General features: G+C 65.7%; 11 protein-coding genes. 6 read left to right on the top strand and 5 right to left on the bottom strand.

The window, feature by feature from the left end; genetic code table 11:
• Positions 1-193: 193 nt before the first annotated feature.
• The 5 genes from OHA42_RS37950 to OHA42_RS37930 form a co-directional block, all read right to left on the bottom strand.
• On the bottom strand, positions 194-907 hold the full coding sequence (locus OHA42_RS37950; RefSeq protein ID WP_406233185.1) for a M24 family metallopeptidase: 714 nt from the start codon (positions 905-907) through the stop codon (positions 194-196).
• A 329-nt stretch (positions 908-1,236) separates the two neighbouring features.
• Positions 1,237-1,863 carry an MBL fold metallo-hydrolase gene (locus OHA42_RS37945; RefSeq protein ID WP_406233184.1) on the bottom strand — a complete coding sequence of 209 codons (627 nt, stop codon included), beginning with the start codon at positions 1,861-1,863 and terminating at the stop codon, positions 1,237-1,239.
• A complete protein-coding gene (locus tag OHA42_RS37940) occupies positions 1,860-2,945 on the bottom strand; it encodes an S-(hydroxymethyl)mycothiol dehydrogenase (RefSeq protein ID WP_406233182.1) in 1,086 nt (361 codons plus the stop codon). Before OHA42_RS37940 ends, OHA42_RS37945 begins: the two co-directional genes overlap by 4 nt.
• Positions 2,946-2,954: 9 nt before the next feature.
• Positions 2,955-4,124, bottom strand: coding sequence for an NAD(P)/FAD-dependent oxidoreductase (locus OHA42_RS37935; protein WP_406233181.1), 1,170 nt, complete (start codon positions 4,122-4,124; stop codon positions 2,955-2,957).
• Between the two features lie 448 nt (positions 4,125-4,572).
• On the bottom strand, positions 4,573-4,923 hold the full coding sequence (locus OHA42_RS37930) for a bifunctional 3-phenylpropionate/cinnamic acid dioxygenase ferredoxin subunit (protein WP_406233179.1): 351 nt from the start codon (positions 4,921-4,923) through the stop codon (positions 4,573-4,575).
• Positions 4,924-5,116: 193 nt separating this feature from the next.
• On the opposite strand from OHA42_RS37930, the gene OHA42_RS37925 reads away from it, so the two are divergent.
• From OHA42_RS37925 to OHA42_RS37900, 6 genes are all read left to right on the top strand, one after another.
• Entirely contained in the window at positions 5,117-7,570 is a 2,454-nt protein-coding gene (locus OHA42_RS37925) for an FAD-dependent oxidoreductase (protein WP_406233177.1), read from the top strand.
• A 4-nt stretch (positions 7,571-7,574) separates the two neighbouring features.
• Positions 7,575-8,738: an N-methyl-L-tryptophan oxidase gene (gene solA / locus OHA42_RS37920; RefSeq protein WP_406233175.1), complete on the top strand. Its 1,164-nt coding sequence runs from the start codon at positions 7,575-7,577 to the stop codon at positions 8,736-8,738.
• Positions 8,739-8,787: 49 nt separating this feature from the next.
• Positions 8,788-9,924, top strand: a complete 1,137-nt coding sequence (locus OHA42_RS37915; RefSeq protein ID WP_406239881.1) for an aromatic ring-hydroxylating dioxygenase subunit alpha — start codon at positions 8,788-8,790, stop codon at positions 9,922-9,924.
• Positions 9,925-9,930: 6 nt separating this feature from the next.
• Positions 9,931-11,412, top strand: a complete 1,482-nt coding sequence (locus OHA42_RS37910; RefSeq protein ID WP_406233173.1) for an aldehyde dehydrogenase family protein — start codon at positions 9,931-9,933, stop codon at positions 11,410-11,412.
• A gap of 62 nt (positions 11,413-11,474) precedes the next feature.
• Entirely contained in the window at positions 11,475-13,013 is a 1,539-nt protein-coding gene (locus OHA42_RS37905) for an APC family permease (protein ID WP_406233171.1), read from the top strand.
• Positions 13,006-14,562 (top strand): GMC family oxidoreductase, encoded by a 1,557-nt coding sequence (locus OHA42_RS37900; protein ID WP_406233169.1) that lies wholly within the window; start codon positions 13,006-13,008, stop codon positions 14,560-14,562. Before OHA42_RS37905 ends, OHA42_RS37900 begins: the two co-directional genes overlap by 8 nt.
• The last annotated feature ends 54 nt before the right edge of the window (positions 14,563-14,616 follow it).

Here is a 14,616-nt window from a genome sequence, read left to right as displayed (position 1 = left end):
CCCAGGTTCACAGGGAGCGTGGCGTCGGCGGATATTGCCGAATCGGCACGGCACCAGCCGGCCCGAAACTACGGGCCTCCGGCGTGCTCGCGAGCGAGTCCGAAGGAGACTGTTGCTACTGGTTGGGAGAGCGCGCGTCCAACGCGCCGAGTATCTACCGATCGAGCGGGCGGATGTCCAACGCGCCGAGTGTTTACTGATCGAGCGGACGCACGTCCAATAGCTGCTCGAAGAAACCGCCGATATTGCGTTCGCGGTCGATGAGGTGGATTTCCAAGATCCAGTGGCATGCGCGGCCGGTGGGGTCGAGGCGTCGCATCGGGGCGGTGGAGTCAGGGGCGACGTAGGTGGTGATGTCGGTGCCGGAGATCTGCTTGTGCGGGAACTCCCCGACGAGATGGCCTGCGATCGGGGCCGAGAATTCCCAGCCCTGCTCGGTCGCACGATCGACGACCCAGGCGTAGAGCTGCTCGCCGGTGATGTCGGGGGTGGCGTCGAAGTAGTCACGTCCCTGCTGCCACAGTGGCTCCAATGCGTCACGCAGCGCCAGCTTGGCGGGATCGTCGCCGAGGACAAAGGTGCGGCCGAAGTCGGCTTCCCACTCGGCGAAGATCGGCCCGAAGTCCAGGAAGCAGATGTCATCGGACTCGATGACGAGATTCGGCGGTTTCGAGGCATAGGGCTCGAGAGTGTTGATTCCCGATCGCACAATGCGTTTGTGCCAGAACCTGCGCGTGCCGAACATCTCGTTGGCCAGGTCACGCACGGCGTCGCTGACTTCGGACTCGGTGGCGCCGGGGGTGATGATGCTGCGAGCGACGACCTCGTCGAACAGGGCCGTCGCTTTGGCCTCGGCGTCCAACAGTGCCGCGACGCGCTCCGACTCGTCGAGGTCCAGTGTTTCCATGCTTTCGACCCTAGATCAGCACGCACAGAACGAGGTCTGCTGCCCTGGGAAGGGTGGACCGCGGACCTGACTGCGGGAGGGTAAGTCGGGGTAGCCCACCAGACGTGCCCAGCACTGCCCCGGTAAACCCCTGGTAGGCAAAACCTCTCGAACAGTCAGACCCCGGAGCACGTCACCGACGCAACAACCCTCGCCCGCTCGATTCCCTACGGCCCATACTGCACCCGCCGTAGTGCTCGAGCGGGATCAGGCTGTCCTCGCCGAGTGGCACATGGCAGCGGGATGTTCTCGGCGTTTGCCGCGGCCATGTGCCACTTGCCGGGACCTTGTCAGTGGCCTCTGGCGATCCAGTCGGCGAGGGCGGGTTTTTCGGCGCCGATGGTGGTGGTGTCGCCGTGCCCGGTGTGGACGACGGTTTCTTCGGGGAGGGTCAGGAGGCGGTTGCGGATCGAATCGATGATGGTGTCGAAGTCGGAGAACGATCGGCCGGTTGCACCGGGGCCGCCGGAGAACAGGGTGTCGCCGGTGAAGAGGGCGGCGGCCTCGGGTAGGTGCAGGGATACCGAGCCGGGGGAGTGGCCTGGTGTGTGCAGGATGTCGATGTCGGTGCCTGCCACGGTGATTCGGGGCAGGTCGGCCAGCGAACGGTAGTTCACGTCCGGGTGGGTCATGCGCCAGAGCGGGTCGTCGCCGGGGTGCAGCAGGACCGGGGCGTCGAGCCGTTTGCTCAGTTCGGGTGCGACGGTGACGTGGTCGTTGTGGCCGTGCGTGCACAGCACCGCGACGACGTTGCGGTCCCCGACCGCGTCGATGATGGCGTCGGCATTGTGCGCGGCGTCGATGACGAGGACCTCGTCGTCGTTGCCGATCAGCCAGACATTGTTGTCGACGTCCCAGGTGCCGCCGTCCAACGCGAAGGTGCCCGAGGTGACCACCCGATCGATGCGGACCCTCACAGGACGACCACCGAGCGCAGCACCGCACCGGCGTGCATCGCATCGAAGGCCTTCTCCACCTCGTCGAGCGCGATGCGTTCGGTGACGAACCGCTCCAGCGGAAGCCTGCCCTGGTGGTAGAGGTCGATGAGCACCGGGAAGTCGCGTTCGGGCAGACAGTCGCCGTACCAGGAGGACTTCAACGCACCGCCGCGGGAGAACAGATCGATCAGCGGCATGTCGAGGGTCATATCGGGAGTCGGGACGCCGACCAGCACCACCGTGCCCGCCAGGTCGCGGCCGTAGAAGGCCTGCTTCCAGGTTTCGGGCCTGCCGACCGCGTCGATGACGACATCCGCGCCGAACCCCTCGGTGAGTTCCTGAATCTTGGCCACCACGTCGTCGGTGCTGGCGTTGATCGTGTGGGTCGCGCCGAAGTCGGTGGCCCACGCGAGCTTTCGCGGATCACGGTCGATCGCGATGATCGTCTTCGCGCCCGCAAGCCGAGCACCGGCGATCGCGGCATCGCCGACGCCACCGCAGCCGATGACCGCGACGGTGTCACCGCGCGAGACATTGCCGGTATTCATGGCGGCGCCGATGCCCGCCATCACGCCGCAGCCGAGCAGGCCCGCGACCGCAGGATCGGCGTCGGGATCGACCTTGGTGCACTGGCCTTCGTGGACGAGGGTCTTGTCGGCGAAAGCGCCGATGCCGAGGGCAGGGGAGAGTTCGGTGCCGTCGGCGAGGGTCATCTTCTTGCTCGCATTGTGGCTGGCGAAGCAATACCAGGGGCGACCGCGCTTGCATGCGCGACACTCGCCGCAGACCGCACGCCAGTTGAGGATGACGAAATCGCCCGCGACGACGTGGGTGACCGCGTCGCCGACGGTTTCGACGATGCCCGCGGCCTCGTGTCCGAGCAGGAACGGGTATTCGTCGTTGATGCCGCCTTCGCGGTAGTGCAGGTCGGTGTGGCACACCCCGCAGGACTGGATACGCACGATGACGTCGTGCGGGCCCGGATCGGGGATCACGACATCGACGATTTCGACCGGCGCACCTTTGCTACGGGCGATGACGCCACGCACGGTTTCGGACACGAAAACCTCCTACGGAGTTGGGATCGGGGTGAGCCGCTCGATCTGCTTGCGATATCTGGTGAACAGGCGAGGGTTATCGATGGCGAACACCGCCACCGGCGCGCCATCGCGCTCGTAGAGGGCGGTCAGCGACCGCGTCGACGGGTCGCCGTCGACGAAGCGGACCTCGTCGGTCGGTCGGCAAGCACCCGCGAACTGCAGCATTCGTCCATACTGCCGCGACCAGAAATACGGCGCGGCGGGAGGGCGCTGCGGTGCGCCGAGAATCGCCGCCGCCGCAATACGCGCCTGGACCGTCGCATTGGTCCAGTGCTCGGAACGGTGATGAGCGCCGGCTGTTTCGTCGTAGCTGCGGGCGCAGTCGCCGATGGCGTACACGCCGGGTATCGAAGTACGGCACTGCGAATCGGTGACGAAACCATTGTCGATCTGCACATCCGAGTCCGCGGCCCATTCGGTGTTGGGCACGGCGCCGATTCCGATCACCACGGCATCGGCCGACAGTACGGTTCCATCGGTCAATTGCACCGCATTCACGTGCTCGTCGCCGAGGAATCGGTCGACAGCGACACCGGTCAGTAATCGGACGCCGTTCGCGTTGTGCAAAGATGCGCACAATGGTCCGATATGTGGACCGAATACCGCGGTGAGCGGATCGTGGCACAACTCGACAATGGTGACCGCAATTCCCATAGCAGCTGCGGTGGAAGCGATTTCGGAGCCGATCAGACCGGCGCCGACAACGGTCAACGTGCGCGCAGCGCGCAGCGAACGGCGGATCGCGTGCGCGTCGTCGATCGTGCGCAAGGTGTGCACGCCCCGCAGCGCCCCGACGCCGGGAAGGGCTCGGGCGCGTGCGCCGGTGGCAAGTACGAGCGAGTCTCCGGCGAGCCGGGTGCCGTCGTCGAGCGTGACTCCGGGTCCGGCTGCGGTCACGCCGATCCCGACCGCGCGCCGCCCGAGCAGCCAGCGTGCGCCGGTCGCGGATTCGTCGCCCAACGCGAGGTCGACATCCTCGCGGAGAAACTCCTTGGATAGCGGCGGCCGATCGTAAGGCAGATGCGCTTCGTCGCCGACGACCGTGATGCTGCCATCGTGGCCGTGCTCGCGCAGGGCGTTCACCAGGGAGAACCCCGCCAGCGATGCGCCGACGACCACCACCGAGCCCGCGCTGCTCACGAGTCCGCCTCGTTGATGCTCGACTCCGTAGGCACAGCCCGCTGTGGCCTGGTTTGTCGGCTTCGCTCGTTCACGACTGCCTCTCGCTGGCGCTCGACTTCGTGTGCACTGTCTGTGGTGGCCTGGTTTGCTGGTTTCGCTCGTCCACGACCCCTCGTCGCTGACGCTCGACTTCGTGTGCACTGTCTGTGGTGGCCTGGTTTGCTGGTTTCGCTCGTCCACGACCCCTCGTCGCTGACGCTCGACTTCGTGTGCACTGTCTGTGGTGGCCTGGTTTGCTGGTTTCGCTCGTCCACGACCCCTCGTCGCTGACGCTCGACTTCGTGTGCACTGCCTGTGGTGGCCTGGTTTGCTGGTTTCGCTCGTCCACAACCCCTCGTCGCTGACGCTCGACTTCGGAATACGCACCGCCCGCAATACGCACCGCCCGCTGACATGGTCCGCTCGCTCATGACGGCACCGCGGCGACCATGACATCGCCGTCGACCACGCGCACCGCATAGGTGCGGACGGGGATCTTCGCCGGTGGCCCGGAGGCCGCGCCGGTGCGGAGGTCGAAGCAGGATTCGTGCAGCGGGCATTCGACCGTGCAGTTCTCCACCCAGCCGTCCGCCAGTGAGGCGTCCTGGTGGGTGCAGGTGTCATCGATCGCGAAAAAGCCGTCCTCCGTGTGGAATACGGCGATCGGGGTGCCGCCGTCCGGTTGCACTGTCGCGACTTCGCCGACCGGCAGGTCTGTCAGATGCGCGACGAACAGGTCCGTCGTGGATGTCGCCGGTCGCTGCACAGTCGATTCCATGAGCCCTCCAAGTTGCTGATAGCGCAACAGTGATCGCAGTACGCAACAGTGTGGGCCGGTTTTCGGTCGTCGTCAACCCGTAAGCCAATTTATGAACGATTGGTTTCCAGCGGTTGACACGCGCCCGAATCGGGTTGACCATTTGTTGCGTAATGCGATTGCGTTGCGCAGTAAGCAACATCGGAGGCATGCCTTGGCTCACCCGAAAGTTGTCATCATCGGAGCCGGAATCGTCGGGACATCGCTCGCCGATGAAATAACTTCACGCGGTTGGACCGATGTCACGGTGCTGGAGAAAGGTCCGCTGTTCGTTACCGGCGGATCCACCTCACACGCGCCGGGATTGGTGTTCCAGACGAACTCGTCCAAAACAATGACGGAGTTTGCGCGATACACAACCGAAAAGTTTCTGGCGCTCGATCATCCGGACGGCTGGGCGTTCAACCCGGTCGGCGGGCTCGAAGTGGCCACCACCCCACAGCGCTGGCAGGACCTACACCGCAAAGCCGGCTGGGCGCAGTCCTGGGGAATCGAAGGTCGCCTACTCGACCCCGTCGAGTGCGTCGCGCTGCACCCACTGCTCGATGTCGACCGAATCATCGGCGGATTCCACACTCCGACAGACGGTTTGGCGAAAGCGCTGCGTGCCGCGGAGGCGCAGGCGCGACTCGCGACAGCCCGCGGCGCGGTATTCCGACCGCACCAGGAAGTGCTCGGCATCGTGGCACGTGGCGGCCGGGTGGCCGGGGTGGAAACCGCCGACGGTGTCATCGAAGCCGACATTGTCATCTGCGCGGCCGGATTCTGGGGCGCCGAAGTGGCCAAGCAGGTCGGCCTCGTGGTGCCGCTGGTTCCGATGGCGCATCAATACGCCAAGACCGGTCGGATCGACGCACTCGAGGGCCGCAACACCGAACACGGTGAGGCGAGTCTGCCGATCCTGCGGCATCAGGACCAGGACCTCTACTTCCGTGAGCACGTGGATCGGATCGGCATCGGCTACTACGGGCACAAGCCCATGCCGGTGGACATGTCCACGCTGACTGCCGTGACGGCGGGCACGGCGATGCCCTCCATGCTGTCGTTCACCGACGAGGACTTCGCGCCGGCATGGCACGAATCCATGGAACTGCTTCCCGCGCTGGGTGATTCGAAGGTGGAGGAGGGTTTCAACGGGATCTTCTCCTTCACCCCCGACGGCTTCTCGATCATGGGCGAGCATCGGGAACTGGCCGGTTTCTGGGTCGCCGAGGCCGTGTGGGTTACCCACTCCGCGGGCGTGGCCAAGGCGATGGCCGAGTGGATCATCGAAGGCGCACCGCAGACCGACGTGCACGAGTGCGACCTGTACCGCTTCGAGGAGGTGGCCCGCAGTGACCGCTTCATCATGGAGACGAGTTCACAGGCGTTCGTCGAGGTGTACGACATCATCCATCCACACCAGCATCGAACCGCGCTGCGCGGACTGCGGACCAGCCCGTTCTATGCCCGTCAACTGCAACTCGGCGCCTACTTCTTCGAGGGCGGCAGCTGGGAGCGCCCCGCCTGGTACGAGGCCAATGCCAAACTGGTGCAGCGCCTTCGCGACGACGGCGTGACCTTCCCCGAGCGTGATGAGTGGTCGAGCAATTTCTGGTCGCCGATCTCCATCGCGGAAGCGCACTGGACCAGGCAGCGGGTGGCGATGTACGACATGACGCCGCTGACCCGCTACGACATCGCGGGCCCCGGCGCGCTGGAACTGTTGCAGCGGCTCACGACGAACAATCTGGACAAGAGCGTCGGCTCGGTCACCTACACGCTGCTGCTCGACGAGAACGGCGGCATCCGCAGCGACCTCACGGTGGCCAGGCTCGCGCCGCAGCAATTCCAGGTCGGCGCGAACGGACCGCTCGATTTCGACTGGTTCACGCGCAATCTGCCCGCCGATGGGTCGGTGACGCTTCGTGATATCACCGGCGGCACCTGCTGTATCGGGTTGTGGGGTCCAGCAGCGCGAGATCTGGTGCAGCCCTTGTGCTCCGACGATCTCTCCCATCAGGCCTTCAAGTACTTCCGTGCGTTGCAGACCTATCTCGGCGCCATACCCGTCACGATGATGCGCGTCTCCTACGTCGGCGAGCTCGGCTGGGAGATCTACACCACCGCCGAATACGGAAGGGCCCTCTGGGATCTGCTGTGGTCGGCCGGGCAGGCGCACGACGTGATCGCGGCCGGCCGGATTGCGTTCAACAGTCTGCGCATCGAAAAGGGCTACCGCGGCTGGGGAACCGATATGACCACCGAACATCTGCCCGCCGCCGCGGGCGTCGATTTCGCGGTGCGCATGAACAAGCCCGATTTCGTCGGCAAAGCCGCCCTCGAGAAGGCGGACCCACCGGCGAAGATCCTGCGCAGCATTGTATTCGACAGTCCCACGATGGTCGTGCTCGGCAAAGAGCCGGTCTATGTGCGCGGCGCCTGCGCGGGCTACATCACCAGCGCGGCCTATTCCGCCACGATCGGCCGCAGCATCGCCTACGCGTGGCTGCCCGCGGCCCTCGGCCCCGGCACCGTGGTCGAGGTCGAGTATCTCGGCACCCGCTACACCGCCGTCGTGCACCCTGAGCCGGTGGTCGACCCCGAAATGTCCCGGATCAGGAGGTAGCGAAATGGCTACTACGACAGACGGTTACGACGTCATCGTTATCGGACTCGGCGGGATGGGCAGCGCCGCCGCCTATCACCTCGCCGCCCGCGGGCAGCGGGTGCTCGGGCTGGAGAAGTTCACGCCCGCGCACAATAAGGGCTCGAGCCACGGCGGTTCCAGGATCATCCGGCAGTCCTATTTCGAGGATCCCGCGTACGTGCCGCTGCTGCTGCGTTCGTACGAACTGTGGGAGCAGCTCGCCGCAGATAGCGAGCGCGAGGTCTTCCGCCTCACCGGCGGCCTGTTCCTCGGCCCACCCGACTGCCTGACGGTGGCGGGCAGCCTGCGCGCGAGCCGCGAATGGTCGCTGCCGCACGAAGTGCTCGACGCTGCCGAGATTCGGCGCAGATATCCGAATTTCACCCCGGACTCCGGCGATATCGCGGTCTACGAGGACAAGGCCGGATTCGCGCGCCCGGAGCTGACGGTGCAGGCGCACATTGATCTCGCGCTGCGCGCGGGAGCAACGCTCTCGTTCGGTGAGGAGGTGCTCGGCTGGGCGGAGACCGGCTCCGGCGTCACGGTGACGACCGCGCGGGCCACCTACCGCGCCGACCAGCTCGTCATCTGTCCCGGCGCCTGGGCTCCGGAACTGCTGGCGCAGTTCGGCATCCCGATCACCATCGAACGACAAGTGCTGTACTGGCTCGACCCGATCGGCGGGACAGCCGCCTTCGAAGACCAGCCGATCTATATCAGCGAGAACAGCTCCGGTCAGCAGATCTACGGGTTCCCCGCCATCGACGGACCCGCGGGCGGGGTGAAGACGGCATTCTTCCGCAAGGGCATCGAGTGCACCCCCGACACCATCGACCGCGTCGTGCACCCGCACGAGATCACGGAGATGCGCGACCGCGTCGCCGAACTGATTCCCGCATTGGACGGTCCCTGCGTGCACACCGCGACCTGCATGTACTCCAACACCCCCGACCAGCACTTCGTGATCGCGCGCCATCCCGACACCGCGCGCGTGACCGTCGCATGCGGTTTCTCCGGCCACGGCTTCAAGTTCGTCCCTGTGGTCGGTGAGATCCTCGCGGACCTGGCCATCGATGCGAAAACCGCACACCCCATCACACTTTTCGACCCGCAAAGGTTGGTGACCTATGACAACAGCATCGCGTAGCGATTCCTTGGGGGGTGGCGGTCCGGAGACGGGTGGGCCGACCGCGGATATGCCGGTGCAGACCCCGGCGCTGATCCCGACCCTCGGTGGCAAGTGGTACGTCGAGGATTCGATCTTCGCGGCCGAGCAGGAACATCTCTTCGAAAAGATGTGGTTCTGCGCGGTCCGATCCGCCGACCTCGCCGATCCCGGCCAATTCAAGAAAGTCCAGGTCGGCAGGGAGAGCGTGCTGATCGTGCGCGGCCGCGATGGTGCGCTGCGCGCCTTCCTCAACATCTGCCGCCACCGCGGCGCGATGCTGTGCACCGAGGACGAGGGGCAGGTGCGCCGCAACCTGCGCTGCCCGTACCACGCCTGGACCTACGGGCTGGACGGCAAGCTCGTCGCCGCACCCAATATGGCCGCACTCAAGGACGCCGGGGGCGAAGACATCGACCGGGTCGCCTACGGCCTGGTGCCGGTCGCGCTGCGGGAATGGCTCGGTTATGCCTGGGTCTGTTTGGCCGACGAGCCGCCGTCGTTCGAGACCGACGTGATCGGTGCGGTCACCGAACGGCTCGGTACTGAGGCCGCGATCGACGCTTACGACATCGACACCCTGCAGGTCGGTCGCCGCGTGGTCTACGACGTCGCCGCGAATTGGAAGCTCATCGTCGAGAACTTCATGGAGTGCTACCACTGCGCGACCATCCACCCCGAGCTCACCGAGGTGCTGCCCGAGTTCGCCGACGGTCTGGCCGCTCAGGTCTTCGTCGGCCACGGCGCCGAGTTCGGTCCGGAGGTCGAGGGGTTCACCGTCGACGGTTCGGCCGGGTTCGACCGCCTGCCCGGAGTCACCGCGGAGCAGGACCGCAGGTATTACGCGATCACGATTCGACCGACTGTCTTCGTCAACTTGGTCCCGGACCACATCATCTTCCATAGGATGTACCCGCTGGCCGCGGACCGGACCCTCGTCGAATGCGACTGGCTCTACACCGGTGACGTTGTTGCCGCAGGTCGCGATGTGTCGCGCTCGGTCGAGCTGTTCCATCGCGTCAATGAACAGGATTTCGCGGCATGTGAGCGAACCCAGCCCACGATGTCCTCGCGTGCCTACCGGGACGGCGGGGTGCTCGTTCCCGCCGAGCACCACATTGCGGAATTCCACGAGTGGTTGCTCGCCCGCATCGGCGATATGAGGTGACATGACATGAACGGTGAACCGGACCTGCTCATCGACGGCGCGTGGACGCGTGCCTCCGATGGCGGCACGAGGCAGATCGTCAACCCGGCCGACGGCTCGGTGGTGGCCGAGGTGGACGAGGCCACACCCGAGGACGCACGCAGAGCGGTGGCGGCCGCGCGCGCCGCCTTCGATGACGGGGCCTGGGTCGCCACACCGGTCACCGAACGCGCGGCGCTGCTGCTGCGGATCGCGGATCTGCTCGAACGCGATAAGGAGCAGCTGGCCCGCCTCGAGACGGTCGACACCGGCAAGACGCTGGTGGAAAGCCGGATCGACATCGACGATGTGATCTCGGTGTTCCGCTATTACGCGGGACTGGTCGAGATCCAGGCCGACCGGCTGATCGACGTCGGTGATCCGACGGTGATCAGCCGCGTGGTTCGCGAGCCGATCGGCGTGTGTGTGCTGATCGCGCCGTGGAACTATCCGCTGCTGCAGATGTCGTGGAAGATCGCGCCCGCGCTGGCTGCCGGCTGCACGATGGTCGCCAAACCCAGCGAGGTGACCCCGCTCAGCACCATCGCCTTCGCCCGCCTGGCCGAGGAGGCCGGCGTGCCGGCGGGGGTGCTGAACCTGGTGCAGGGCAGCGGCGCGGTGCTCGGCGCGGCACTGACCGACAACGCGGACGTCGATTTCATCTCGTTCACCGGTGGCCTCGCGACGGGGCGGACGATCTCCGAGGTCGCCGCCCAACATGTCACGAAGGTCGCGGTGGAACTCGGCGGCAAGAACCCGCACATCGTGTTCGCCGACGCCGACTGGGAGAGCTCGGTCGACCAGGTGCTGACCGGGGTGTTCCTGCATTCCGGCCAGGTCTGCTCGGCGGGCACGCGGCTCATCGTCGAGGAATCCATCGCCGACGACTTCGTCGCCGAACTGGCCCGAAGGGCCGAGCGGATTCGGGTCGGCGACGGCCTCGATCCGGCCAGCGAGACCGGCCCACTGGTCTCCGAACAGCACCGAGCAAAGGTGGAAGCCTACGTCGAGCTGGGCATTTCCGAGGGCGCGAAACTGGTGACCGGCGGCGTCCGGCCCAGCGACCCGGCGCTGGCCGCAGGCAGTTTCTTTCTGCCGACCATCTTCGACAACTGTGACCGATCGATGCGGATCGTCCAGGAGGAGACGTTCGGCCCGATCCTTACCGTCGAGCGCTTCAGCACCGAGGCCGAGGCGATTCGGCTCGGCAACGACACCGAGTACGGCCTCGCGGGCGGCGTGCGCACCGCCGACCCGGCGCGCGGCGAACGCATGGTGCGCGCGCTGCGGCACGGCACGGTCTGGCTCAACGACTTCGGCTATTACACGGCGGCCGCGGAATGGGGCGGGTTCAAGAAGTCCGGCAACGGACGCGAACTCGGCCCGACCGGATTGGCCGAATATCAGGAAATCAAACACATTTGGCACAACACGGCACCGAAGCCGGCGGAGTGGTTCCAGGGCGTCTGATCCAAGTTTCGATCTCGGCCGGACAGCCCGTACCGGCCAGCACCGCGAAAGGCACGGTAGCAATGGTAGTCAAGGAACACAGTGTGTCCGATGACAATGGGATGGAGGATTTCGGCTACAAGGAATCCCTCGACCGGAGTATCGGAAAATTCGCCAGCTTCGCGGCAGGCGTCAGCTACATTTCGATTCTCACCGGTACATTCCAGCTGTTCTATTTCGGGTTCGGCACCGCAGGTCCCGCCTATCTATGGTCGTGGCCTTTGGTTTTCGTCGGTCAGCTCGCTGTCGCACTGTGTTTCATGGAGCTGGCCGCGAAGTATCCGGTCGCGGGCTCGGTGTACAACTGGTCCAAGGCGCTCGGCAGCAGAATCGTCGGGTGGTCCTCGGGTTGGCTGATGCTGACCGCGTCGATCGTGACACTGTCCGCGGTGGTGCTCGCCCTTCAGTTGAACTTGCCACGACTGTGGAGCGGCTTCCAGCTGATCGGTGACGGCAGCGGTCAATACGACTACGCCACCAATGCCGTGGTGCTCGGCACGATAATGATCGTGTTCACCACCGCCGTCAACGCGCTCGGCGTCCGGCTCATGTCCATGATCAACAGCGCGGGCGTGTTCATCGAACTCATCGCGGCCGTATTGATCGCCATCATCTTGGCGGCCAACTGGACTCGTGGCCCGCAGGTGTTCTTCTCCACGCACGGCTACGGCGCCGGGGAGTCGGGCGGTTACCTGGGTGCGTTCCTGGTGGCCTCGCTCGCCTCCGGCTATGTGATGTACGGCTTCGACACCGCGAGCTCGCTCGGTGAGGAGACGGTGGAGCCGCGGCGCACCGCACCGAAGGCCATCCTGCGCGCGGTTCTCGCCTCGTTCGTGATCGGCGGCGCGATCCTGGTGTTCGCGGTGATGGCGGCTCCCGATCTCGACGACCCGCAGATCGGCAGCTCCAGCGGCGGCCTGCAGTACATCGTCGAACAGGTGATGTGGGGCCCGCTCGGCACCATCTTCCTGTGTTGCATCGTGGTCGCGGTGACGGTGTGTTCGCTGGCCGTGCACACCGCCGCTATCCGGTTGACCTTCGCCATGGCTCGCGACAACGCGCTGCCCTTCGGCGAGAAGCTCGCCCGTGTGCACCCGAAGACCCAGACCCCGGTGGTGCCCGCCGTGCTGATCGGCGTGCTCGCCGCGCTGATCCTGGTGATCAATATCGGCCAGCCGAAGATCTTCACGGTGCTGACCTCGATCGCCATCATCATGATCTACCTGGCCTACCTGATGGTGACGGGGCCGATGCTGAAGAAGCGGCTGCAGGGGCAGTGGCCGCCGAAGGATCTGCAGGCCGGCGGCTACTTTTCGATGGGCCGATGGGGCCTGATCGTCAATATCGTCGCCGTTGTGTGGGGCATCGGGATGGCGTTGAACCTGGCCTGGCCGCGCGAGGCGGTGTACGGCACACCCTGGTACAACACCTGGGGCGCGTTCGTCTACATCGGTGCGATCCTCGGCGCCGGGCTGCTCTGGTACTGGGCAAAGGGCCGCAAGAGCATCGGGACCCTTGCCTCCCATGCGGCAGCGGTGACGAAGGCGGATTCCGATGTCTGACAACGTATTCGACTATGTGATCGCGGGCGGCGGCACCGCGGGATGTGTACTGGCCGCCCGGCTCAGCGAAGATCCGGACGTGTCGGTGTGCCTGCTGGAGGCGGGACCCTCCGACGTCGGCGACCGCAATATCCTCGAGCTCTCGGAGTGGATGTATCTGCTCGATTCCGGGTACGACTGGGACTATCCGGTCGAACCGCAGGAGCGTGGCAACAGCTTTCTGCGTCACGCAAGGGCGAAGGTGCTCGGCGGATGTTCCTCGCACAACTCGTGTATCGCGTTCTGGCCGCCGGCCGAGGGCCTGGACGAATGGGCCGCGATGGGCGCGAAGGGCTGGAGCGCGGCCGAAGTGCTGCCCTACGTCGCGCGGGTGGAGAACAATGACGCGCCGGGCGAGGAGCACGGCCGCAGCGGTCCGGTCCGGTTGCGCGACGTCCCGCCCGTCGACCCGTGTGGTGCGGCGGTGCTCGAAGCCGCCGCGCTGGTCGGCTTGCCGACGGTCGAATTCAACCGCGGCACAACGGTGCGCAACGGCGCGGGCTGGTTCCAGATCAATTCCGACGAGGACAACATCAGGATGTCGTCTTCGCACGCCTACCTGCACCCGGTGCTCGACTCGCGACCCAATCTCTTTGTGCGCACCGGGTGTTGGGTCAGCGAGATCCTGTTCGACGACGCCCGCAACGCCACCGGTGTGCGGTATCAGCGCCCGGATCTCACCGGGTACGACACGGTGTCGGCCCGGCGCGAGGTGATTGTCACCGCTGGAGCCATCGATACGCCGAAGTTGTTGATGCTGTCCGGGATCGGGCCCGCCGAGCATCTGCGCGAAGTCGGTGTTCCGGTGCTGGTCGACGCTCCCGGCGTCGGTTCGAACCTGGACGACCATGTCGAAGGCCTGGTGTTCTGGGAGGCCGCGCGGCCGATGGTCACCACTTCGACGCAATGGTGGGAGATCGGACTGTTCGCCACCACCAACGAGACCTTGCGGCTGCCGGATGTGATGATGCACTACGGCAGCGTGCCGTTCGACATGAACACCCTGCGTCAGGGCTACCCGACCACCGACAACGGTTTCTGCTTGACGCCCAATGTCACGCAGGGCCGTTCCCGCGGCACGGTCCGGCTGCGCAGCCGCGACTTCCGGGACCGCCCCAAGGTCGACCCGAGGTACTTCACCGATCCGGAAGGACACGACGAACGCACCATGCTCGCCGGCGTCCGGCTGGCCCGCAAGATCGCCGAGCAGACACCGCTGCGGAACTGGATCGCCAGGGAACTCGCACCGGGCCCGGACGCCACGACCGACGACGAACTGCTCGACTACATCCGCGCCACGCACAACACCGTCTACCACCCGGCGGCCACCGCGCGGATGGGGGCGGCCGACGATCCGATGGCGGTGCTCGATCCGGAACTGCGGGTGAAGGGCGTGTCCCGATTACGGGTCGTCGACGCCTCCGCGATGCCGAAATTGCCCGCGGTGAACCCCAACATTACTGTCATGACCATGGCAGAGAAATGCGCGGACCTCCTACGGAAAACCTGAGTGCGAGGTGCCGAAGGAGGGTGAGCTAGCGGCATTTCTCGCCGATCACGCGCC

The sequence above is a fragment of the Nocardia sp. NBC_01009 genome (assembly GCF_045208035.1).
In the GTDB taxonomy this organism is placed as follows: domain Bacteria; phylum Actinomycetota; class Actinomycetes; order Mycobacteriales; family Mycobacteriaceae; genus Nocardia.
This window is presented reverse-complemented; position numbering and strand designations above follow the sequence as displayed.